We start from the raw sequence: 22,321 nt of genomic DNA, 5'->3' as shown, positions 1-22,321 counted from the left end.
GGGTGACGACGCTCCTTGCCGTCGCCACCGCGACGTTCATGGCGAGCGCCGCCTATGCACATGGGGTCGCCAAAGGCGATCAGGCATTCATCGAGACGATCAACGGACCCGCCCCCGGCGCCTTCCTCTATCTCGGCGCCAAGCACATGGTCACAGGCTACGACCATCTGCTGTTCCTGTTCGGGGTGATCTTCTTCCTCTACCGGATGAAGCAGGTCGCAGCCTACGTGACGCTGTTCGCGATCGGCCACAGCACGACGCTGATCGCCGGCGTTCTGCTCGGCACCCACGTCAGTCCCTATGCGATCGACGCGATTATCGGTCTGTCGGTGGTCTATAAGGCGCTCGACAATCTCGGTGCCTATCAACGGTGGTTCGGCGTCCAGCCTAACACCAAGGCCGCGGTCCTGATCTTCGGCCTGTTCCACGGATTCGGCCTCGCGACCAAGCTCCAAGACTTCGCGCTGCCATCGAACGGCTTGTTGGTGAATCTGCTGTCGTTCAACGTCGGCGTCGAAATAGGCCAGTTGCTCGCTCTGTCCGCGATCCTGATCGTTATGGGCTACTGGCGCCGCACCGCCAGCTTCCGCCGATATGCCTTTGCCGCGAACGTGGTCCTGATGACCGCCGGCTTCGTCCTTTCCGGCTACCAGCTCGCCGGCCTCATTCTCGAAGGGAACGCCTGATGAAAAACGCCAATCTGCCGAACGTCGGCGATCTGCCGACGCTGCACCAGCTCAACCGGGCAACGGCGCTTGCCTTCGGCGTCGCCGTCGCGCTGCTCGCGACGACGATCCTGCCCGCCGAATATGGTGTCGACCCGATCGGGACGGGACGCCTGCTTGGCCTCACTCGCATGGGAGAGGTGAAGCAGGCCGAACATGCTGCCGAGACGGCTACCGTCCCGGCAGCCACTACGACAGCGCCGTCGGCGGCAACGTCGAATGTGCCAGCGACCGCGCAGAGCGCCGAGGTGAAGGTCACGCTCGCCCCCGACGAAGGGCGCGAGGTCAAAGCTGACATGCGCGCTGGGGACAAGATTACCTACGCTTGGACAACCGGCGGACCGGAAATTCGCTTCGAGTTGCATGGTGAAGAGCATGATGCGCCGGCTGACGAATATACCAGCTACGAGAAGGGATCGTCTGCTGGCGAGCGAGGTGAGTTCCAGGCTCCGTTCGACGGGATGCATGGGTGGTATTGGCGTAACCGTACCTCTTCCCCCGTCACCGTTACGGTGACGGCAACCGGCACGTTCCGTAGCTTCGCCGCGAAACCGAAATCCTGACCTACCCACAAGCCAATCCTTCAACCGGAGACGACCTATGAAATATGCTTCCTTGCTGGGGCAGCGCTCATTGCCTCCCCTGCTATGGCCCACCCCGACCATGATGAAGAGGTGCAGCAGCAAGCGCCAGCGGATCAGGCGCGTCAGCATATCATCCGCATGGTGACGCAATCGAAGCTTCCGGCGAGCTGGACGAAAGCCAATCTGCAAGGGTCTAGCGAGCGCACGCTGGGCGGCGCCCGTCAGACCGTCGTCACTTTCACAAATGCGGCGCATGCAGCGGCACGACGAACGCTTCGTGTTGTCGTGAATGCAGATGGAAGCGCGACGTCTACTGGCCCACCGCGAAGTGATTTTAAAGCCTCGGCGATCGGTCGCAATCGCCGAGGATTTGAATCTAGGAATGGCAGGGTGTTAAGACAGCACTTCGATTGTCAGCTACGATTATTTGCGGGTTTCCCGGCGGGCTAGCCAAGCTCGCATCTGGGCGATCTCGCGCCGCTGTGTCGCCACGACTTCGGCCGCGAGGCGGCGAACAGCGGGATCGCGACCATATTTCAGTTCGACTTCGGCCATCGCAATCGCGCCTTGATGATGCGGGATCATCGCACGCATGAAGTCGGCATCGGCATCGCCGGTGAATGTTACATCCATTTCGCCATGCATCTTGGCATTGGCTGCTCGGTAAGCCTCGGTTGCGGGCGTCTCGGTCCGCTGGTCAGAAGCCACAGTTTCTGATGCGCTTAAGTCGTGTTGGGTGTGCTGGGCGCTCGCGGCGAGCGGCGTTTGCCCAGCGGCCATTGCGAGCATCAGCACAAATGCTCTGGTGGTTCCGATCATTACACTTGTTCTCCAGTGGCAGAGTTTCGATTCATGGTGCGGGCGAAGGCGGCTACCATCAGCGTCGACCGTCGGCAGAGGACTCTCGTCGCGCCACCGCGTCGAGCTCGGCCACGGCTTGCGCCGCAGCCTCGCAGTCGCCGCCGGTCTCTTGGCCCTGCTTGCAGCGTGTGACGACTAGTCTCGCCTCTTCCGCGTGGAAGCGGAAATAGCCCGCATCCCGTGGTTTAATCAGCCCGCATCCGGACAGACCAATTGTCGCGGCAACGGCGATTGCCGCCCGCTGCTTGCTGTTCCCCATTATGTCGATCCTCTCCATATTCCGGCGCGACGCCACTTCCCTCCGTTGCGACGCCATGCGTGAAATCCGCTGCGGTGAAGCCGTCCACCCACTTGATGAGAACAATCGCGCAGGCTGGCGAGATCAGGCTAAAGGCACGTGCGAGGCGTGTGATGCGGACAAGCATCGAAGCCGCCATGAGCCAAAGGCCGGCAGGAGGCACGGGCAGCAGGCCAGCCATCAATCGCCGCCCCTTCACCGCCCGAAAGTCGCGACCCGCCAAAGATACCAGATGACGGCCAGCGCGAGCACGGCGTTGCTGACCGGCTCGATGACGCTCGCCACCTGGCTATAGCGCTCGCCCAGCTCATAGCCCGCCAGCACGAGGATCACGGTCCATATGGCCGAGCCGGCGAGCGTCGAGACCAAGAATGGACCAAGGGGCATCCCGCTGACCCCTGCGGGCACCGAGATCAATGTCCGGACCCCCGGGACCATACGGCCGAACAGAACCGCCCAATGGCCATAGCGGGCGAACCAGCGGTCGACATGGTCGACCTCGCCCGGTGTCAGCGTCAGCCATCGGCCGTGACGGGACGCGAAGCGCTTCAACCGATCGATGCCGATCCAGCGGCCGACATAGTACCACAGCACTGCCCCTGCAGCCGATCCGAGGGTGCCGGCGACAACGATCATCAACAGCGAGCCGCGTCCTTGCGCAGCCGTGTAGCCTGCGAGCGGCAAGATCACTTCCGATGGGATCGGCGGGAAGACGTTTTCGGCCAGCATCAGCAGGAAGACGCCGAAGCCGCCGAGCGCTGAGAGGATCGATGTTATGATGTCGAACACAAGCCAGCCTCGTCAGAAGACCCAATAGAAAATCGCGCAGAATGCGAGCAGGAAGGCGAAGACGGACCCTACGATCCGGTTTTCCAGTCGCGGACACTCGACGTTCCTGATCCGCACGGCGACTTGCCAAGCGGGGCGGATTGGACACCGCCAGGAGCCTGCGGCAATGCGATCCAGCTCCGCATCCGACAGCCCGAAAAACGCCTTCACATCGGCGCGTGACCGCCCCGCCAGCCCCATCGCGCGCAGCACCACGTCGTCCCATGCGACATCGATCGCGCTCGGCCGATCGACGATCGGGCCGCGCGCATCACCGCCCGCCCAGGAGGGAGAAAGCAAACCGATGATCCGATGCGGATTGCGCTCCAGCAGTGTCGCCCAGCGCAGCAAGCGATGTTGGCGATCCTGCGCCGCGATGCTGCTCGCCAGCGTCCAGCGTTTAGTAAGCGCGCGAACGGGCCGCGGCCATCGAGGCGCCTGAGAGGCCGTCATGGGCTTGCGGGGGTGCCGACGTCGCTTTTGCTGGCGCGCTTGAGCGGACGAGAACAACGCAACGTGAGGAAGGTGGTGGCGCTCAGAATGACGGCGATATCATAGAGGCCATAGCCGACCGCCGCGCCGAGCGCCCCGGTAGCCCATAAGCTGGCCGCTGTTGCCGTGCCCGACGCTTTGCTGCCTTTCTTCAGGATGGCGCCACCCCCGATAAAGCCGACGCCGGTAATCAGACCTTCGAGCAGCCTGGCTTGCGCAGGAGACGTGCGGCCGAGGATTGCGATGCCCACCAGCACGAACCCGCAACTGGCAATGGCGACCAGTGGGAAGGTTCGGATACCTGCGCTGCGCGCATCCCTCTCCCGATCCCAGCCAACGGGCAGGGCGAGCGCGTAGGCGGCGGCGAGACTGATGATATGGGTGGCGATCTCCCACCACGAGCTTTGAAACATGCCGGCCTGCCTGTTCTACGCGATTGCTCCAGATCGGAAGAAATGGGGGAAAGTCTCACCGGGGAAGGCGATGGTTGCGAACATCGGCGATCCTAGCGGTGCAGACATGCGATGATGGCGGTCACGACGGCAGTCGTCTCGGCTACGTCGCGCACCTTCACCGTATCGAGGCCGATTTCAGCAGCAGGATAGTCATTCCCGCCGGGGAAAATCGCATCGCCGATGAACAGCATCGCATCGAGCGGCACGCCGCTTTCGGCACTCAGACGCTTCAGGCCATAGCCTTTGTCGACCCCTGCCCTCGTCACGTCGATCGATGTCGTGCCGCCAAGATTGATCGAGAGGTCCGGCAACGCCGCGCGCAAGGTCGCCTGCAACGCGGTGCGCTTCTTTCGGTCAGGATCCCACGCTTCCTTTTCCTTCAGCGGTGCTGCCTGGCCAAGCCCTGAAAAGGTGATCTGGCTACCCCGATCCTCGATCCGTTCACCCCAGATGCGTTCATCAGCGATCCCGGCATCGACGAGCGCCCGATCGAAAGCCGTGCGGATCTTCGCCCTCTCCGCGCCGTCGAACAACTCGGCATAGACAGCGCGCCAAGCGCCATTGATGAACCGGTAGAGCTTTGTGCCCGTGGTCGGCATCAACCAAAGGCGGTCTAGGGCGGCATCCACAGGAAGGCGTGAAGCAACCTGCTTTTCGAATTGCGGCCAGTCACCGCCCGAGATCACCGCCACGTCGGTGACGGCGAGCAATCGAGCGAGGGTTGCGGCCATCTCCTGTGACAATGGCCGCTTGCTCTCCGCAAGCGTGCCGTCGAGGTCGAAGGCAATCAGCCACTTCATGCCGCCTTCCCCGCCGGATCGCGGTAGGCGAGCAGCCTGAGCGCGTTGATGACGACGAGCAGCGTGGAACCCTCATGGACCGCCACCGCTGGCCCGATGCCGAGGCCGAGGATGGTGGCAGGCACGAGGAAGGCGACAACGCCCAGGCTGACGAAGACGTTCTGTCGGATGATCCCGCGCGTGTGGCGGCTCAGGCCGACCGCGAACGGCAGGTGCGCCAGATCGTCGGCCATCAACGCCACGTCGGCCGTCTCCAGCGCCACGTCCGACCCCGCCGCGCCCATCGCGATGCCGACCGTGGCGCTTGCCATCGCCGGCGCATCGTTCACGCCGTCGCCCACCATCGCGACCTTGTCTTCGCCGGCGAGCTTCTTGATCGCGGCAACCTTGTCTTCGGGCATGAGGTCGCCCCACGCTTCGTCGATCCCGACTTCGTCGGCGATCGCTTCGGCGACTTTCTGGTGATCGCCGGAGATCATTATCATCCGCGACACGCCCATCTCGTGCAGCCGACGCAACGCGGTCTTGGCAGCTTCGCGAGGCGTGTCCATCAGGCCGATCGCGCCCAGGTCGCGATCCCCCTTGCGGACCACCATCGTCGTGCGCCCGTTCTCGCGCAGGCGCGCAATCGCATCCTGCGCCCCCTGCCCAAGGGTCGGAATACCTTCCGTTCCGAACATCTCGGCCTTGCCGATCCACACCGTCTCGCCATCGACGCTTGCGGTGACGCCGCGACCGGTCAGGCTCTTGAGATCGCCGGCAGTGGGCAAGGCGCGCCCATCCAGACGTTCGCGACCGTCCTTGACGATCGCTTGGGCCAGCGGATGATCGCTCAGCGCCTCGACAGCCACGGCCAGCGCGAGCAGCTCGCCTTCATCGGCGCCATCGACCGGCACGACATCAGTGATGCGCGGCCGACCTTCGGTCAGCGTGCCCGTCTTGTCGAAGGCGATCGCCTTCAGCGACCCGAGATTTTCGAGCGGCGCACCGCCCTTCACCAGCACGCCGCCGCGCGCTGCGCGGGCGACGCCCGATAGCACCGCGCTCGGCGTGGCGATCGCAAGCGCGCAGGGGCTTGCCGCCACCAGCACCGCCATCGCGCGGTAGAAGCTGTCGCGGAACGGCTCGTCGACGACGACCCAAGCGAACAGGAGAAGCACCGACAGGATCAGGACGGCGGGCACGAAGATCCGCTCGAACCGGTCGGTGAAGCGCTGCGTCGGCGACTTTTGCGTCTCCGCTTCGCTCACCATCTTGACGACCTTGGCAAGCGCGCTTTCATTGGAACGGCGCGTCACCTCGATCTCGATCGCACCGCCGCCGTTGATCGTACCGGCAAAGACCCGGCTTTCCGCGTCTACCGCGTCGGGCTTGGCGCGTGCCGCCGCAGCGTCCGCGACCGGCACCTTGTCGACCGGAATGCTTTCACCCGTCACCGGGGCCTGATTGATCGCGCTTGCGCCCTTGATGACGAAGCCGTCGGCAGGCAGGCGCTCATTCGGGCGCACGATGGCGATATCGCCGACGACCATCTGTTCGACCGGGATTTCGCTGGTCTCCCCGTTGCGGCGCACGGTCGCGGTTTCCGGGGCGAGCTTCGCCAGTGCCTCGATCGCCTTCTTGGCGCGGCCCATCGCATAATGCTCGAGCGCATGGCCGAGGCTGAACAGGAACAGCAGCAGCGCACCTTCGGCCCATGCACCCAGCGCAGCGGCGCCGGCGGCTGCCACCAGCATCAAGGTGTCGATTTCGAACTTCTTCAGCCGGAGATTGTCGATCGCCTCGCGCAGCGTGAAGAAACCGCCGAAGAAATAGGCCGCGATATAGCAGGCGGTCGGCAGCCAGTCCGGCGCACCAGTGACCAGCCTCTCGATCGCATAGCCGACCCCCAGGAGAGCACCGCAGGCGAGCGCGAAGATCAGCTCGGTGTTGGGGCCAAGAAACTCGGCATGGCTATGGTCGTGGCCATCGCCAGGACCGTGCTTCTCCTCGCCCGCGCCGTGGCCACCCGGCCCGTGGTCATGGCCGGCATGTTCATCGGCAGCGACCCGCTTGCCCACACCGACCTTGAGCTTGCGAAGTGCGGCGCGGACCTCCTCTTCGGTGGTCTCCCGGCGATCATACTCGACCCGAACCGAGCCGCTGGTGCTGGCGTTTGCCTGGACGACGCCGGGTAAGGCGCACAGTGCATCGCTGACAGTGCGCGCCCGGCGCTCGTGATTGATACCTGTCACCTGCCAGATCGCATGGCCGTAACGTTCGGTGATCTCGGCGCCTGCGGCGCGCACCATCTCGCGCAAGCGTGGCAGCGGCAGCTTGGCAGCGTCGAAATGGATGCACAACGCCGCCGGCGTGTCGCCGTCGAGGCAGATCACATGCGCCCGCTCGACGCCTTCGCGCTTCGACAGGGTCGATACGAGACGATCCAGGCAGGCATCGGCCGCGTCAGGAAGGTCCGGCAGCAGCACTGGAATATCGAGTTCGAGCTTGTCGTTCATGACGACCTCCTTTCGCTTTTCTTGGTTTCGGCGCGTGCGTCGCGCAGGATTTCGACACCGCCCTTGATGGCGATGATGGCGGTAGCGAAGCCGACCAGCAGGTCCGGCCAGTTGGTGCCCAGCCACAATACCAGGACGCCGGCGATCAGGATGCCGCCGTTGGAAATGAAGTCGTTGAAGCTGAAGGTGGTGGCGGCCCGGAGATTGACGTCCGGATCCTTGAGGCGCTGGAGCAGCCGCAGGCAGAGGTAGTTCACGACGCCGGCGATCGCCGACATGACCATCATGGTCGGCCCGATCGGGTCGCTGCCTTGAAGGTAGCGTCGGCCAACGTCGATCAGGATGCCGCCCGCGAAGATCAGCAACATGACGCCCGACGCCATCGCGGCGCGTGTCTTCCATGTCTGGCCCCGGGTGAGCGCTACGAGGCTCAGTGCATACACGGCGGTGTCCGACAGATTGTCGACGCCGTTGGCGATCAGCGCGCTCGAGTCCGCGAAGAAGCCCGAGATGAAGAAGCCCACCGCGATCGCCGCGTTCAGCAGCAGGACGATCCAGAGGGTGCGGCGCTCCTCTCCGCCCTTGTTGTCGTTGCTCGGGATCATCCCATGATCTCCTCAAGCGTCAGCAGGGCCAAGAACCCCACAAAGAACATCGAGCTGATGAGCGGGGTGTCGGGCTTCTCGTGCGCCTCGACCAGCAGCTCCTCCGTAACGAGATAGAGCAGCGCCATCAGCCCGAAGCTGAGGAAGCCGGCGACCATCACCGGCGACAGCGTGGCGACGGGTACAGCCGCCAGCGCGCCGATCGGCAGCAGCAGCGCCAACGCCGAGACGATCACGATGATGCGCAGGCGCGAGCGATAGGTTTCCGCCAACTCGTCGGTCAGCGTCAGTCCCAGGAACAATACTTCCAGCGTGAGCGCGATCGTCAGCAGGAAACCTGCCTTCTCGCCCGCCACGAAGGCGAGACCGAGCACCAGGCCATCGACCAGGATGTCGATGCCGATCGCCGCGAGCAGCGCCATCGGCCCTTTGAAGCGGGCCTCGAATGCCTTGAGCCCCAGCATCGTCGCGACGCCCGCCGCCCCGCCGATCAACGTCGCGCTGGGCGATGCCTCATGCTTGACCTGGGGAAGTATCTCGGTCGCGGCAGCCGCGAACACGACGCCTGCCGCGAGATGCTGGAGGCCCGCCACTAGGTTGGGTTTCAACTTGGTGCGGCTCGCGATGATCGCGCCGAGCACGACCGCCAGCACAGGCGCAAGCGTGTAGAGCAGTGCCTGCATATCCTATGATCCCTCCGGGGTTCGGTGACAGACGTGGATCTTTCCGCGCCGCATGAAGGCGATCGCCCCGCCCGCCACGATGGCCCGCGACTGGTCGCCGCGAAACTCGTCGCCAGTTCGCTGCGCGCGCAGGATTTCGGTCCTGCCCTTCGGCAGCCAGGTGACGGCCATCTTCAAGCCGTCGTCGATGAAGTCGACATCGGCGCGGGTGCCGTCGTCGCAATACATGATGCGTTGCGCGATCAGCCTTGGCGTCAGCCGCTTATCGTGAGCTGGTTCGGCGGGTTCGCTCGGGGCCGGGTTGCACGCCCCTACAACCACGCCGGTCACGAGAACGACGCCAGCGCGCGCGATCGTCAGGCCGGGCAGATGCAGCAAGGCGCGCACACCCATCACCACAGTACGCCGTGATCGGGAGTCAGCGGCTCAGGGGCTGGCAACCCCGCCGTCTGGAGAAGGTCGATCTCGATCGTGCGGCACATGGCCGTGAGTGGGACATCGTGGACGCTGTTAGCGAACGGATCGGTCAGATCTTCGCCGATGCTCAGCACCGCGAGGAAGACGAGTCCGATCAGCGTCGATCCGATCGGCGTGGCGAGGCCCAAGGATTCGACGAGCGCGATCGGGAGCAGGATGCAGAACACGCGCGTAAAGAGGTTCGGGAAGAACCGAAAGCCATTGGGCAGCGGCGTGTTCTTGATCCGCTCCATGCCGCCCTGCGCATTGGCGATGTCGATCAGGACGCGCTCGACAGTCGCTTGCTGGATGGCGTTGATCCGCCCTTCCGCGAGCGCGTCGGAGTAGATGCACGATATGTCCTCCAAGAGCGCGTTGGCAGGGTTTGTGCGAGCGAGCGCCCTGTCGGCGACGTCAGAGCCGGCGACCCGGGCAATCTCTTCATAGGGCGACTGTCGACGGAGCTGGCAGCGCATCGAGTGCGCAAAGGCGATCTGGTGCAGGATGATATCGTCCCGCATCTCACTGCCTTGGGGTTCGCCCCTGGTCAGGCTGCGCGTGATCCGGGCAAGGCTGCGCGACGCATTAATCAGCGAGCCCCAAAGGGTTCGCGCCTCCCACCAGCGCGCATAAGCAGCGTTGGTCCGGAACCCCATGAACAGCGCGATCGCGGTGCCGAACAGCGCCGTCGGCAAAGGCGGTTCCTTGATCGGGGTCATCATGTGGAATGCCGTCACGGCCACGTCCCACACGAACAGGATCGTGAGGGGCTTCCAAACCTCGATAATGATCTGTCTAAATCGTGGCCTCGTGCCGACAATCATATCAGTTACGCCTTAATTCTCCCTGCGACCGTCATCCGATCGGCATGTTCATGATGTCCCGATAAGCGGACAGCAGCTTGTTCCGGACTTGCAGGGTCGCCTCGAAAGTTATGGATGCGCGGCTCTGCATGAGCGCGACGGTCGCAATGTCGGTGGTCTCGCCACGCTCATATGCTTCGGTGACGACATCCTCCTGCTCCTGGGTCTCATTGACCTTGGCGACCACGGCGTTGAGCGTGTCGGCAAAGCTTGAGGCTGGAGTTGTCGGAGCGACGCTCGGCGGTGCCGTCGGCTGCGCCTCGCGCAAGGCGCGGCTGCGCGCGATCACCTCGGCACGAATGGCCATCACATTCGAGATCGACGTGTCAGACATCGCTTCTCCCCCGTTGCAGTGCGATGTGTCGGAGGACGGGACGGTTCATTGGACGCCCTCCCGCTCGCATGTCCGCGTGCGGCCTTCGCCTTCCACGATCGTGAGTTGCGACCCCTTGAAGGTCGCGGTGGCCGTCTCGCCGACATATTGCAGGCCCTGCGCTGGCGCGGTCAGCATCATCGGCGGTCCCCCGTTGGAGCGCCGCAAATCGATTTGCAGGCCATCGTCCTTGTAATCGACGAACAGTGGTTCCCCGTCGGAACAGCGATATCTATGCCGCCCCATTTCCCCGGTCGCCACGGCGCTGTCGGACGAATGGATCTGCTGCTCCGTTGGCGGGGCTGGCGGCTTTCTTTCCGAGCACGCCGCGAGCCCGACAACGAGGATGACGGCGGGCAGCACCCGCTTACAGTGCATCATCATCGCGCCTTCCTCCTGTAGCGGAAGGGGACGCGCTGACGATTGATAGCCCGGGCAGGCTGACCTACCCGCCAGCGGAGATAGGTTGCGAGGCGATCGTCAGATTCGACCATCAGGGATCGCAGGCGGCGCAACATCATCGCCGCGAACGGCAGGGAGAGCGCCCCGCGCAGCGTGCAGCTATGCGTTAGCCTGGTGCCGCCATCGTCCCCCGCCAGCTCGTACCGCTCTTCGAGCGTGAACAGATAGGGGATGCCGCAGGACCAAGCGAAGGCGTGCGGTTTATCGAATCGATCAATCCGTGCTGGCGTCCGAATTGGCCGGGTGATGCCCTGGATCGCAAAGGTGCATTCTGTGTCGCCGAGCCGGGACGGATCATCGAGAAATACGAGCGGACTCCACGCCCGGCGATGATCCGGATCGGTGAGTGCCGACCAGATGCGCAGTGGCCCGCCGTGAAGCATCGAGCTGGTTATGGTGCGAGGCATATCCCCATCTCCCAGAGATGGGCGGGGCGATCGCGGATCGCCCCGCCCATCCATCAGGCCAAGTTGTTCACGAAGGTCTGACCGTGGTCGTCCCCTTCATGCTCCTCATTGTAGTGCTCGGGTTTCTCGATCACTTTCTGCCCGAACCGGGCATAGAGTGTCGGCAGCACGAACAGCGTAAGAAGCGTCGCCGAGATCAGACCGCCGATGACGACCGTCGCCAAAGGCTTTTGAACCTCTGCGCCGGCGCCTTCGCCCAGCGCCATCGGCACGAAGCCGAGGCTGGCGACTAGCGCGGTCATGATGACGGGTCGCAGACGCTGCATCGCGCCAACATGCGCGGCTTCCTCGCGGCTCATCCCTGATCGGATCAGATCTTGGATCGAGCTGACCATGACGAGGCCGTTGAGGACCGCGATGCCCGAGAGGGCGATGAAGCCCACTGCCGCCGAGATCGAGAAGTCCATGCCCCGCAGGAACAGCAACAGGACGCCGCCCACCAGCGCGAAAGGCACGCCGGTGAACACGATCGCGGCGTCGCGGACCGATCCCAACGCCCCGTAGAGGAGCAGCAGGATCAAGATGAAGCAAGCCGGAATGACCAGCTTCAGCCGTTCGCTTGCCGATTGGAGGTTCTCGAACTGGCCGCCCCATTCGAGATAGGTGCCGGCAGGCAGCCGGAGTTGGCTGCCGATCGCCGCCTGCGCATCCGCCACGACGGATCCGACGTCGCGGCCACGCACGTTGGCTTGCACCACCACGCGCCGCTTGCCGTTCTCGCGGCTGATCTGGTTCGGACCATCGACCACCTTGATCTCGGCGACGCTGGACAGCGGTACATAGCCGCCGCCTGCCACCGGCACCTGCACCTGTTGGAGCAGGCCGATGTCGGCACGCTGCGCCTCCGACAGGCGGATCACCACGGGGAAGCGACGGTCGCCCTCGAAGATCTGGCCCGATGTTCGCCCGCCGATCGTCGCAGTCACGGTGTCCTGCACATCCTGAGCCGTAACGCCCAACCGCGCCATCGCGTCGCGGTTGACGCGAATGTCGAGCATGGGAAGACCGGTCGTCTGCTCCACCTTCACGTCCGCTGCGCCTTGCGTTCTGCGCAGCACCGCCGCGATTTGCTCGGCCGTCCGGTTCATCTGGTTGAAGTCGTCCCCGAACACCTTCACCGCGATGTCGCCGCGCACGCCGGCGATCAGCTCGTTGAAGCGCATCTGGATGGGCTGGGTGATCTCGTAGGCATTTCCCGGAATCTTCGCGAGATTACCCTCGATCCGGCTGACCAGCTCCTCCTTGGGAAGCTCAGGATCCGGCCAATCCTTGCGCGGCTTCAGGATGACGAACATGTCGGTCGCGTTCGGCGGCATCGGGTCGGCCGCCAGCTCGGCGGTGCCCGTCTTGGAATAGACGAATTGCACCTCCGGCTGCTTCGACATCATCCGCTCGATCGGCACCTGCATCGCCTGGCTCTGCTGGACCGACGTTGCCGGAATGCGGAGCGACTGGATCAGCAAATCGCCTTCGTCGAGCTGCGGCAGGAACACCGAGCCGAGCGTAGTGAAAGCAAGCGCCGCCACCACAAGGCTTCCCACACCCGCACCGATCGTCAGCGTCGGGCGCTTCATGGCCCGGTCGAGACCGGGTTCGTAGCGCTTCTTCAGCCACGTGATGATGCGGCCGTCCTTCTCCTCGACCTTCTTCGACAGCCAGATCGCAATCATCGCCGGCACGAAGGTGAGAGAGAGGATGAAGGCGAAGGCGAGCGCGATGATGACGGTCAGCGCCATCGGTCCGAACGTTTTACCCTCCACGCCGGTCAGCGTGAGCAGCGGTACGTAGACGAGGATGATGATTGCCTGCCCGTACACAGAGGGACGGATCATCTCACGCGCAGCGGCTGCCACGGTCGCGAGCCGTTCCTTGACGCTGAGCAATCGGCCTTCATGATGCTGTTGCTCGGCAAGCCGGCGCAGCGCGTTTTCGACAATGATGACGGCGCCGTCGACGATCAGACCGAAGTCCAAAGCCCCAAGGCTCATCAGATTGGCCGAGACCCCAGCGCGCAGCATACCAAAGCCTGTCAGCATCATGGTGATCGGGATGACCAACGCCGCGATCAGGGCCGCACGGAAGTTGCCGAGCAGCAGGAAGAGCACGACGATGACCAGCACCGCGCCTTCGGACAGGTTTTTCGCGACCGTCTTGATCGTCGAATTGACCAGCTCGGTGCGGTTCAGCACCGGCTGAATTACGACGTCAGGAGGCAGCGAAGCGTTGATCGTCTTCAGTTTCTCAGCGACCGCGGTCGACACGATGCGGCTGTTCTCGCCGATCCGCATGATCGCCGTGCCGACGACGACTTCGGTACCGTTCTCCGATGCCGAACCCATGCGGATCGCCTGACCCGTCTTCACAGTCGCAACTTGTTCGACCGTGATCGGCACGCCGTTACGTGTCGCGATCACGGTCCTGGCCAACTCGCTGGCATTGCGAACGAGCGCATCCGAGCGAACAGCCAGACCTTCGCCATTGCGATTGACGAAGCCACCGCCGACGCTGGTGTTATTGCGCTCCAGCGCATTTCCCAGGTCCGTCAGCGTGATGCCGAGCGAGGCCAGCTTCTGCACGTCGGGCACGACGAGGAACTGCTTGGCGTAACCGCCAATCGAGTCGACACCGGCGAGGCCCGGTGTGGTCTTCAGAAGCGGCGTCACGATCCAGTCCTGCGCGGTGCGCAGGTAGGTCGCCTTGTCCTCTTCGGTCGTCAGTCGCTCGCCCTCTGGCGTGATGTAGCTGCCATCGGGCTGTTGGCCCGGTTCACCGGGCTTGTGCTTGTCGTCCTCGCGATGATCGAGACGAACGGTGTACATGTACACCTCGCCCAGGCCTGTCGCGATCGGACCCATTTCAGGGTTCACGCCGTCGGGCAGATTCTCTTGCACGCCCCGCAGACGCTCGCCCACCTGCTGGCGGGCGAAATAGATGTCCGTCGCGTCCGAAAAGACCGCCGTGATCTGCGCGAAGCCGTTGCGGCTCAACGAGCGCGTATATTCCAGGCCGGGGGTGCCGGCGAGCGCGGTTTCGATTGGAAACGACACCTGCTTCTCGACCAGCTCGGGCGAGAGGGCAGGCGCGCGGACGTTGATCTGGACCTGATTGTTGGTGATGTCCGGCACCGCGTCGATCGGTAGCCGGTAGAGGGAAAAGGCGCCGATGGCGGCGACGATGACGGTGAGGAGCAGGACTAGCCAGCGCTTCTCGACCGCCCAGGTTACGATACGGGCGATCATGGCTTAATCCTCGTGGCTCGCTTCGCCCTTGCCGATCTCGGCCTTGAGCGTGAAACTTCCGGTGGTGGCGATCTGTTCGTTGCCGGTCAGGCCCGACCGGACGATCACCGTGTCGCCCGACGCATCGCCGAGCTGGACCGGGGTCGCCTTGAAGCCGGTGGGCGTGCGCACGAACACGACCGACTTGCCCTCGAAACTCTGGACCGCCGTCGTCGGCACGCGGACCGCCCCGCTCCCGCCGCTGCCCGTGAGCTGCACGGCTGCCGTCACAGGCTCGCCGACCCGCCATTCGCCACCGCGATTGTCGAGGGTGGCGAGCGCAGGCACGAGCCGCGTCTGCGGATCAAGCGCCGGCGACACGAAGGTCACGCGGGCGGTCGCCTGACGGCCTGCCGCCTTCACCAGCACCGTATTGCCGGGACGCACCCGGCCCGCATCCTCGGGCTTGAGATTAAGCGCGATCGACACCTGGCTCAGGTTGGCGATGCGATAGAGTTCGGCATCCGCCGCGACCGTTTGTCCCAGCGTCACGGGGCGCGCAATGATCTGGCCCGAGATCGGCGCGGCAATGCCGAGCCGGTTGAGCCCACCGCCGCCGACACCCGCCGCCGAAACCATGCTCTGCGCCTGCGTCAGGGCGATCCGCGCCTCCGTCGCCGCTGTGCGGGCGGCGATCAGATCCTGTTCAGGGGAGACTCTCTGCGCGAACAGCCGCTGTTCGCGCGCGAGGTTCGAATTAGCGAGCTGAAGCCGCGCCCGCGCCGCCTCGACCTCGCCCTTGATCTGCGCCGCCTCGCGGCTTTCGATGACCGCAATGGTCTGGCCGCGTCCGACCGATTGGCCGAGGTTACGGGTGAGCGCGACCACGCGTCCCGCAATTGCGGCCGAGACGACCTGCGTTCCCTGTGGGTCGCCCTCGATGATCGCGGGCAGCTCGATCGTCCCGGCCCCGCCGATGATCGGCCGTCCGACCTGGACGCCCGCTGTGGCGATCTGGTCGGCACCCAATGTGACGACGCCTTCACCGGCATGACCGCCTTCAGCACCGCCCTTTTCCGTGCCCGCTGCCGTCTCATTGGCAGCTGCGCCTTCGGCAGTTGCCTCGTTTCCGCCATCCTTGCCGCCGCAGGCAGCCAAGAGCAGGGCGAGCGACGCCGCGCCCGCGAGATAAAAGCTCTTCATCACTGATTCCCCCCATTGGGCGCACGAGCGGTCAGTCGCTCCACTTGCGCGCGGGCATTCTGGTAATTGGCAAGCGCGTCGATCGCGGCGACCCGCGTTTCGGCGAGCGTGCGTTCAGCATCGAGCAATTCGAGCTGGCCGAACTTGCCCTCGCGATAGCCGATCCGCGCGATGCGGGCGGCCTCCTGTGCAGCCGCCAGCGCCGGCCCCGACGCCGCACGAGCCGTCGTTGCGGCATTGGCCGCCTGCGCCTGCGCGTCCGTGATCGCCTGTTCGATGTCGAGCGCGGTCACGCGGCGCTGCGCATCCGCCTGGGTCCGCTGCGCGGTCGCCTGCGCAATCGCGGCGCGACCATTGTTGAACACCGGGATCGGGATCGACACGCTGAACACCGCCGCCATGTCGTTGGTCGCTTCCAGGCGGCGGATCGACGGCCCGACGTTCAGGTCAGGCACGCGATTGGCGCGCGCGAGCCGCACGCCGGCTTCGGCAATGGAGAAATCCGCGTTGGCTGCCGCCAGCGCGAGTGTGCCGGTCGTGTTGACCGGTGCCAACGGCCCATAGACGTTCACACCGGGAAGGCGATCGAGCAGCGTGTCATCGAGCAGGCCGTCGATCGGCCGTCCGATCCGACGCGCCAGATTGGCGCGGGCCGCCTCGGCCAAGCGAAGCTGCCGCTCCACATTGGCGTCGGCATTGATACGCGCGACATCCGCGCGCTGTTGCTCGAGTGGCGATGCCCGCCCTGCCTGCACGCGAACGCTCGCGGCCCGCAGCGCATCGCTGGCGATCCGGGCCTGATCGCGGGCTGTCATTACCCGGCGATCGGCCGCGACCGCTTCGACATAGAGCTGCGTTACCTGAAGCCGGACATCCGCCGCGATGATCGCGGCCTGGATCTCGGCCCGGGACAATTGCGCATTGGCGACCGCGACGCGGGCGCCGCGCTTGCCGCCTAGCTCGATCGGGATCGCAAAGCCGACCGTGGTTTCCGCGCTGCGGACCCCCCGATACGGCCCGGAGCCGATGACATTCTCGACTTGGCCTTGAACCACCGGATTGGGCCGCAAGCCGGCGACTGTGCGACCTGCACGGGCCGCGTCGATTCCAGCTGTCGCCGCTTCCGCAGCAGGGGCCGAACCGCCCGCTGCACTGACCGCTTGGTCAAGCGTGTAGACCGGCGCATCCTGCGCAACAGGCGCGGACGGTCCGACCTGCGCCTGCGCCATCGTGGCGCAAGACGCTGCGGCCAGCATGGCCGCGAGGATACGATTCATGAAAATAGGACTCCTGACGATGATCGACAGGGGCGCGCCAACGCACGCCCAAATCGGACGTCAGGCTTGGGGGGGCCTCAAATGGACCATGCCGGTGCGGCCGTCGAGCGACGCAGAGGCGGAGATTGTCGGCTTGGGCACTGTGAGGACGGGGGTATATTCCATCGTCGTGCGCGCAGGCGCGCCGACGTCGTGTCCGTGACAATAATTGTGATGATGCGGGACATTCTTGTCCGAGTCCGATGGCACCTGATCGATGTCACCGGCGGTATGGACCGTGAACTCAACGCCCGCGATGCTTCCCCCCGCCAGATCGGCGGCATGGGCCATGCCGGAGAAGCTGGTCAGGACCAGCATCAGGCATGTCAGGAAAGGCAAAAAGGCTCGCACTAGCTTGCCTCTATCACGGAAGGGTTTTCATGTCATTGCACTAATTCGAACCAAGGGTCACTGAGCCGGAACCCGAGCGGGATCGGTCGCGCCCGTTCCAGGCGAACCCGACCGCAATGGCGACCGCCATCAGGAGTTGCGCCAGCACCGATTGCCAAGTGGGAAACACGCCGAGCATCGACAGCCGTGGCACGTCCGCGAGCGGTGCGATGTTGATAAGGCCGGCTTCCTGGAGCGCGGCGACGCCTTTACCCGCCAGCACGACGGTCAGGACCGCCATGAGCCAGGAGCTATAGCGGAAGAACTGCGCGATCGGCAGCTTGCGACTGTAGCGAAGCATGGCCCAAGCGATCAGGCTGAGCAGTCCAATCGCCGACCCGGCCCCCGCGAGAAGCATCCCGTTGTCACCTTGCGCCGAAAGCGCGGCATAGAACAGGATCGTCTCGAAGACCTCGCGATAAACTACGACGAACGCCAGCCCGAACAGGAACCAGCCCGACCCGCCCGAGAGCGCCCGCGACATCTTCTCGCGAATATAGCGCTGCCACTGATCGGCCTGCGCCTTGCCGTGCATCCAAATCCCGACCGAGAGCAGCACGACCGCGGCGAACAGCGAGCCAAACCCTTCCGTCAGCTCCCGGCTCGCACCGCTGATCCCGATCGCATAGGTGGCGACCGCCCAGGTGATCCCGCCCGCGATGATCGCGCTGACCCAGCCGCCATGCACGTACCGCAGCGCCTCGCCGCGCTCGGCTTTACGCAGGAACGCGATCATGGCGACAACGATGAGCAGGGCTTCGAGCCCTTCACGCAGCAGGATCGTGAACGCGCCCAGGAACGTGGACGCTTCGGTGGCGGCATCAGGCGCGAGCGCCGCTTCCGCATCGTCGAAAAGGCCGCCCAGTACTGCGACCTTCTCCGCGAGATCATCGGGCGACGCGCCCCGGTCGATCGAGGCGCGGAACTCCCCCATCGCGCCCTCGATTCGACCCATCAGCGTCGCGTCGCGCGCGGTGAGTGTTGGCTCGATCGGCTCGAACCCATCGAGATAGGCCGACAGCGCCAGCTCTTTCGCCATGCGCGCATCGCCGCGCCGCGCAGCCGCCACGCTTTCGGCGAGTTTGGCGCGGGCGACCGCGAGCGAGCCGGGAGCCTGTTGTATCACCTGTTCGGGATGACGACGCAGGAACGCGAGCACTGGGTCAGCCTTGGCGTCGCCGATCGCCGCGCCGAGCGCGGCCGGGGTGAGCGCGACCAGGGTTTTCAGGTCCGGAATGCGCCGGCGAAGGGTCGGGTCGGATTTCCAAAGCCGCTCGCCTTCGCGCGCCTGCGCATCCGTGAAGGCGAAGCTCCCGGCTCGGAATGCTAACGCCCAGCGCTGATCGTTGGGCAGATCGGCGAAGCTCTGCATCGCGGTCCCGTCGATGCCTTGCGTCACCACCTGATAGAGCGCGAACACGCTGCGCTGGCGCGCGCGCTCGGCATCGGTGAAAGCAATCGGGGGCGTAGCGAGCTTGGCGGCGTCAGGGCCACGGCCGTTGCCCGTCATCCCGTGGCAGGACGCGCAGGATTGTCGGAACAGGGCATCGCTGGAGACGAGGTTCGGAGCCTTATCGGGCGCGAGCGGCACCGGGTAGGCGCGCAACAGATCGGCCGCGAGCCCGTGCGCCAATGTTGCCACCTGTTCAGTCGGTCCCTTTTCCGCGATCACCGCCTGGAGGTTGGCAGCCCGCTGGATGAGGGCTTGACGCTCCGGCTTCGCCGGCAGGCCCTGAAGCCGTGTCGAGACCGACGCGGCGAACTCCGTCATCTCGGCATATTCCGACGTGCTCTTGATCCGACCGTTGGCGACCGCGCCGCCATAATCGACGGCCATATAGTCGAGCAGCCGCCATGCGGTTTGCACGTCGCCGGGTTCGGCGATTGCCGCAGCAGGGATCAGCAGCGCCGCGAGCGCGGAGAGCAGCCGCAACGAGAGCATTGCCCGGATCAACGCGAGCAGACGCACTACCGCTCTCCCAATTCGCGCCGAGCGCCAGTGACGATTTCATAAGCGGAGTGGAGGAACAGGAGGGCGATGAGGCCGGCGACGGCGAGGTCCGGCCAGGCGCTTCCTGTCCACGCCACCAGACCGGCCGCGGCGATCACCGCCACGTTGGCGAGCGCGTCGTTGCGGCTGAACAGCCAGATCGCGCGAACATTGGCGTCCCCTTCCCGGAAACGCGCAAGCACCAAGGCGGACACGACATTGATCGCGAGCGCGACAACGCCGATTGTGCCCATCAGTTCGGCATCGGGCGCGGTTGCGTTCAGGGCGCGCCAAATCGCGAAACCGATTACGCCCACGCCAAGCGCACCGAGAAACAACCCCTGCGTCAGCGCGACCTTTGCCCTCGCCCGTGCGGACCAGGCAAGCGCGAGAAGACCGATAAGGCTGATCGACCCGTCCCCGAGAAAATCGAGGGAATCCGCTTTCAGCGCTTGGCTATCGGCGATGAACCCGCCGAACAGCTCGGCGACTCCGAAGCCGAGGTTGAGCACCACGACGGTCAGCAGCGCACGGCGATAGGCCGGATCGGTTTGCGCGCGCGCGGGCTCCCCGTGGCACCCGCAGCTTTCGGTAGAAGCATTCATGCGGCCTTCCTTACCACCTCCAGTCGCTGTAGAAGCAAGCGAAATGTGCGACACGTTCGCATAAGCAAGGATGGCATGATGAAGCCGGTGATGATTGGGCAGCTCGCCAGCGAGACCTCGACGAAGGTGACGACGATCCGCTTTTATGAGTCGATCGGGTTGCTCCGATCCGCCCCTCGCACGGCGTCGGGTCGCAGAACCTACGATGCCAGTGACATTGAGCGTTTGCACTTCATCCGCAACGGTCGCCGGCTTGGCTTCTCCGTCGACGAGATCCGTTCGTTGATGGGGCTGGCGCAGAACCCGGACCAGGATTGTGGTGCCGCCTCAGCTATCGCTGCTCAGCACCTCAAGGATGTGGAGGAGAGACTGGCGCAACTCGCGGTGTTGCGGGATGAGTTGGCAATGCTCAGCCAGAGCTGCACCAAGGCGCGCATGGCCGATTGTCGGATCATGAAGGCGATCGGCAAAGGCCACCCTCAAGCCGATCAATAATAATCGGCCAGCCTGAGCTCGCGCACATCACCCGAGGCCATCGTCAGCTTTACGAGGGTGCCAGCAGGCCGGGAGCGCACTTGCCAGAGCTCCCCACGCGTATAGTTCGCATCGATCGAATGGCCGTTCACCGCCACGATCCGGTCGCCGACCGCCCAGCCAGCCTTTTCCGCGGGACTGTTCGCCGCCACATGAACAACGGTGAGCGCCGTTGGTGAGGCTGCGAGGCCAAGGCCGCTACGGTCCTTCAGCATCGGCAGGCGACGACGAGGACCGAGTGGCCGGAGCCACACGAATCCGGCGGTCACGTCGAACACCACGTCGAATTGAGCGATCAGCGGTAGGCCGACATTGCCAACCGTGCTGGTGGAGAGCCAAGCTCTCATCCCGAGTGTGGGGACGTTCGAGACGCCAAGCCCTTCGATGTTGATGTTCTGGATCGTGAAAGCATCGTTGATACGCACACCATCGACGCCGCCGATCGCCGCGGTCGAGACGAGCTTCCCGTTCAACAGCCCTTGATCGCGGGCATAGGCCGACGAGAGCATCAGCGCGGCCGAGCTGCCAAGATCGATCATCAAGGGCACGGGAGGCAAACCCGAGACGGAAGCTCGAATGAACAGCTCCTGCTTGGCACCGCGCCCGAGCGCGACAGCGCGCCAGTCGGGACCGGCGAGAAACGTGCCTGACTTGACGACCGCCATACGCCTTTTCGCGAAATCGAGCGCGATGCAGCTACCCGTGAACATATCGGCACCGAGGAGGATATCGATCGGTCGTCCGAAGGCCGCCGACACTGAACTCAGATCACCAACGACGGCAAAGGGTAAGCGACGGGTTTCGCGGGCGAGCTGTACGTCGATGTCGCGGACCAGCAGCACCGGGGCCTTGGCGCTCAGCCCGCTAATCATGCGCCGCTCACCATCGTTCAAGCCGAGCTTCGCCGCGAGCGCCGTGCTCATGATCGACGCGCCGCTGCCACTGTCGAGCACCGCCCGCACCGGCACTCCGCGCACTTGTGCCGAAACAAGGAGGGTATCACCCGTGCCGACTTCCAGCGGCTCCCATTCGAGGTGAGCCGCACCGAAGTTCCACGAGCCCGCAGACCGGGAAGTCTGTCGCGCGAGCGTTGGAGAACCGAGCACCAAGCCGGTTCCACAGGCCACCAGCCGCGCCACTAATGAGCGTCGAGACATACCGATTGCTTCAACACGGGCCGTCAAAAAGCCACCTCCAGCCCCCCGTCCGCAGGAGAGCAAATTGCGGTTACATGCTCCAGCCACTGGAGGAGCAAGTGCTTTTGGTGCGCCCGAAAATCCTCAGAAGCGCTTGGAGAACTTTAGATGAAGGATGGTGCAGACCGCTTAGATGCCTTCCCGATAACGAACGGTTCCGGGGGACGCTGGGCCGATCGGGACCGCGAACGGTGTAAACGCTCGCGCTAAGTGGCGGCATTCTGATCGCGCTATTTGTCGGCGAGCGTCGCTACGCGGCTACCGGCTTGGTCTCGGCCGATCGCACATAGGCGTAGAGTGTTGGCTTGGAGATGCCGAGCATCGAGCAAATCTTGGCGATCGGCATCGTGTTCTCGTGGTAGAGCCTGACGGCCAGGTCGCGCTTGTCCTTGCCGGTGCGGCCGGCCGGCCACCCTTCT

General features: G+C 64.6%; 26 protein-coding genes. 4 read left to right on the top strand and 22 right to left on the bottom strand.

The window, feature by feature from the left end:
* Positions 1 to 38: 38 nt before the first annotated feature.
* The 3 genes from BFL28_RS02980 to BFL28_RS21275 are packed head-to-tail and all read left to right on the top strand — an operon-like array spanning position 39 to position 1,759.
* Positions 39 to 686 carry a HupE/UreJ family protein gene (locus BFL28_RS02980; RefSeq protein WP_119184529.1) on the top strand — a complete coding sequence of 216 codons (648 nt, stop codon included), beginning with the start codon at positions 39 to 41 and terminating at the stop codon, positions 684 to 686.
* The gene (locus BFL28_RS02975) at positions 686 to 1,288 is read left to right on the top strand and encodes a hypothetical protein (RefSeq protein ID WP_069319160.1); all 603 of its coding nucleotides are present in this window, start codon (positions 686 to 688) and stop codon (positions 1,286 to 1,288) included. Before BFL28_RS02980 ends, BFL28_RS02975 begins: the two co-directional genes overlap by 1 nt.
* Positions 1,289 to 1,303: 15 nt before the next feature.
* Positions 1,304 to 1,759 (top strand): DUF6488 family protein, encoded by a 456-nt coding sequence (locus BFL28_RS21275; RefSeq protein ID WP_338152232.1) that lies wholly within the window; start codon positions 1,304 to 1,306, stop codon positions 1,757 to 1,759.
* Here BFL28_RS21275 and copM read toward each other — a convergent pair.
* From copM to BFL28_RS02875, 20 genes are all read right to left on the bottom strand, one after another.
* Positions 1,733 to 2,128, bottom strand: coding sequence for a CopM family metallochaperone (gene copM / locus BFL28_RS02970; protein ID WP_069319159.1), 396 nt, complete (start codon positions 2,126 to 2,128; stop codon positions 1,733 to 1,735). The genes BFL28_RS21275 and copM overlap by 27 nt on opposite strands.
* A gap of 227 nt (positions 2,129 to 2,355) precedes the next feature.
* Complete coding sequence (locus tag BFL28_RS20845) at positions 2,356 to 2,649, bottom strand: hypothetical protein (RefSeq protein ID WP_158011617.1); 294 nt, start codon at positions 2,647 to 2,649, stop codon at positions 2,356 to 2,358.
* A 14-nt stretch (positions 2,650 to 2,663) separates the two neighbouring features.
* Entirely contained in the window at positions 2,664 to 3,257 is a 594-nt protein-coding gene (locus BFL28_RS02960) for a DedA family protein (RefSeq protein ID WP_069319157.1), read from the bottom strand.
* Positions 3,258 to 3,269: 12 nt separating this feature from the next.
* Positions 3,270 to 3,647 (bottom strand): hypothetical protein, encoded by a 378-nt coding sequence (locus BFL28_RS02955; RefSeq protein ID WP_069319156.1) that lies wholly within the window; start codon positions 3,645 to 3,647, stop codon positions 3,270 to 3,272.
* A gap of 98 nt (positions 3,648 to 3,745) precedes the next feature.
* The gene (locus BFL28_RS02950; RefSeq protein ID WP_069319155.1) at positions 3,746 to 4,201 is read right to left on the bottom strand and encodes an MgtC/SapB family protein; all 456 of its coding nucleotides are present in this window, start codon (positions 4,199 to 4,201) and stop codon (positions 3,746 to 3,748) included.
* A 92-nt stretch (positions 4,202 to 4,293) separates the two neighbouring features.
* Positions 4,294 to 5,043, bottom strand: coding sequence for an HAD-IIB family hydrolase (locus BFL28_RS02945; RefSeq protein ID WP_069319154.1), 750 nt, complete (start codon positions 5,041 to 5,043; stop codon positions 4,294 to 4,296).
* A complete protein-coding gene (locus BFL28_RS02940; RefSeq protein WP_069319153.1) occupies positions 5,040 to 7,541 on the bottom strand; it encodes a heavy metal translocating P-type ATPase in 2,502 nt (833 codons plus the stop codon). Before BFL28_RS02940 ends, BFL28_RS02945 begins: the two co-directional genes overlap by 4 nt.
* Positions 7,538 to 8,146 (bottom strand): cation diffusion facilitator family transporter, encoded by a 609-nt coding sequence (locus tag BFL28_RS02935; RefSeq protein WP_069319152.1) that lies wholly within the window; start codon positions 8,144 to 8,146, stop codon positions 7,538 to 7,540. Before BFL28_RS02935 ends, BFL28_RS02940 begins: the two co-directional genes overlap by 4 nt.
* Positions 8,143 to 8,829 carry a ZIP family metal transporter gene (locus tag BFL28_RS02930; protein ID WP_069319151.1) on the bottom strand — a complete coding sequence of 229 codons (687 nt, stop codon included), beginning with the start codon at positions 8,827 to 8,829 and terminating at the stop codon, positions 8,143 to 8,145. Before BFL28_RS02930 ends, BFL28_RS02935 begins: the two co-directional genes overlap by 4 nt.
* Before the next feature lie 3 nt (positions 8,830 to 8,832).
* Positions 8,833 to 9,222, bottom strand: coding sequence for a hypothetical protein (locus BFL28_RS02925; protein WP_069319150.1), 390 nt, complete (start codon positions 9,220 to 9,222; stop codon positions 8,833 to 8,835).
* Complete coding sequence (locus tag BFL28_RS02920; protein WP_069319149.1) at positions 9,222 to 10,109, bottom strand: bestrophin family protein; 888 nt, start codon at positions 10,107 to 10,109, stop codon at positions 9,222 to 9,224. The genes BFL28_RS02925 and BFL28_RS02920 overlap by 1 nt, the downstream gene beginning before the upstream one ends.
* Before the next feature lie 31 nt (positions 10,110 to 10,140).
* Positions 10,141 to 10,482 (bottom strand): flagellar hook-basal body complex protein FliE, encoded by a 342-nt coding sequence (gene fliE, locus BFL28_RS02915; RefSeq protein ID WP_069319148.1) that lies wholly within the window; start codon positions 10,480 to 10,482, stop codon positions 10,141 to 10,143.
* A 45-nt stretch (positions 10,483 to 10,527) separates the two neighbouring features.
* On the bottom strand, positions 10,528 to 10,905 hold the full coding sequence (locus BFL28_RS02910; RefSeq protein ID WP_069319147.1) for a putative periplasmic lipoprotein: 378 nt from the start codon (positions 10,903 to 10,905) through the stop codon (positions 10,528 to 10,530).
* On the bottom strand, positions 10,902 to 11,390 hold the full coding sequence (locus BFL28_RS02905) for an SRPBCC domain-containing protein (RefSeq protein ID WP_004212879.1): 489 nt from the start codon (positions 11,388 to 11,390) through the stop codon (positions 10,902 to 10,904). Before BFL28_RS02905 ends, BFL28_RS02910 begins: the two co-directional genes overlap by 4 nt.
* Positions 11,391 to 11,443: 53 nt before the next feature.
* Positions 11,444 to 14,689 carry an efflux RND transporter permease subunit gene (locus BFL28_RS02900; protein ID WP_004212878.1) on the bottom strand — a complete coding sequence of 1,082 codons (3,246 nt, stop codon included), beginning with the start codon at positions 14,687 to 14,689 and terminating at the stop codon, positions 11,444 to 11,446.
* Between the two features lie 3 nt (positions 14,690 to 14,692).
* Entirely contained in the window at positions 14,693 to 15,871 is a 1,179-nt protein-coding gene (locus tag BFL28_RS02895; protein ID WP_004212877.1) for an efflux RND transporter periplasmic adaptor subunit, read from the bottom strand.
* Positions 15,871 to 17,148 (bottom strand): TolC family protein, encoded by a 1,278-nt coding sequence (locus BFL28_RS02890; protein WP_004212875.1) that lies wholly within the window; start codon positions 17,146 to 17,148, stop codon positions 15,871 to 15,873. Before BFL28_RS02890 ends, BFL28_RS02895 begins: the two co-directional genes overlap by 1 nt.
* Before the next feature lie 60 nt (positions 17,149 to 17,208).
* Positions 17,209 to 17,505: a hypothetical protein gene (locus BFL28_RS02885; RefSeq protein ID WP_007406840.1), complete on the bottom strand. Its 297-nt coding sequence runs from the start codon at positions 17,503 to 17,505 to the stop codon at positions 17,209 to 17,211.
* A gap of 73 nt (positions 17,506 to 17,578) precedes the next feature.
* A complete protein-coding gene (locus BFL28_RS02880) occupies positions 17,579 to 19,546 on the bottom strand; it encodes a cytochrome c/FTR1 family iron permease (RefSeq protein ID WP_004212871.1) in 1,968 nt (655 codons plus the stop codon).
* Entirely contained in the window at positions 19,546 to 20,172 is a 627-nt protein-coding gene (locus tag BFL28_RS02875; protein ID WP_004212870.1) for a cation efflux transmembrane domain-containing protein, read from the bottom strand. Before BFL28_RS02875 ends, BFL28_RS02880 begins: the two co-directional genes overlap by 1 nt.
* 78 nt (positions 20,173 to 20,250) lie before the next feature.
* Between BFL28_RS02875 and BFL28_RS02870 the strand changes: the two genes are divergently transcribed.
* Entirely contained in the window at positions 20,251 to 20,667 is a 417-nt protein-coding gene (locus BFL28_RS02870; RefSeq protein WP_004212867.1) for a MerR family transcriptional regulator, read from the top strand.
* Here the strand turns inward: BFL28_RS02870 and BFL28_RS02865 are convergent.
* Positions 20,661 to 21,863, bottom strand: coding sequence for an aspartyl protease family protein (locus tag BFL28_RS02865; protein WP_013039112.1), 1,203 nt, complete (start codon positions 21,861 to 21,863; stop codon positions 20,661 to 20,663). The two genes, BFL28_RS02870 and BFL28_RS02865, sit on opposite strands and share 7 nt — an antisense overlap.
* A 289-nt stretch (positions 21,864 to 22,152) precedes the next feature.
* Positions 22,153 to 22,248, bottom strand: a complete 96-nt coding sequence (locus BFL28_RS21395) for a helix-turn-helix domain-containing protein (RefSeq protein ID WP_241527197.1) — start codon at positions 22,246 to 22,248, stop codon at positions 22,153 to 22,155.
* Positions 22,249 to 22,321 lie beyond the last annotated feature (73 nt).

The sequence above is a fragment of the Sphingomonas turrisvirgatae genome (assembly GCF_001721295.1).
GTDB classification, from domain to species: domain Bacteria; phylum Pseudomonadota; class Alphaproteobacteria; order Sphingomonadales; family Sphingomonadaceae; genus Sphingomonas; species Sphingomonas turrisvirgatae.
This window is presented reverse-complemented; position numbering and strand designations above follow the sequence as displayed.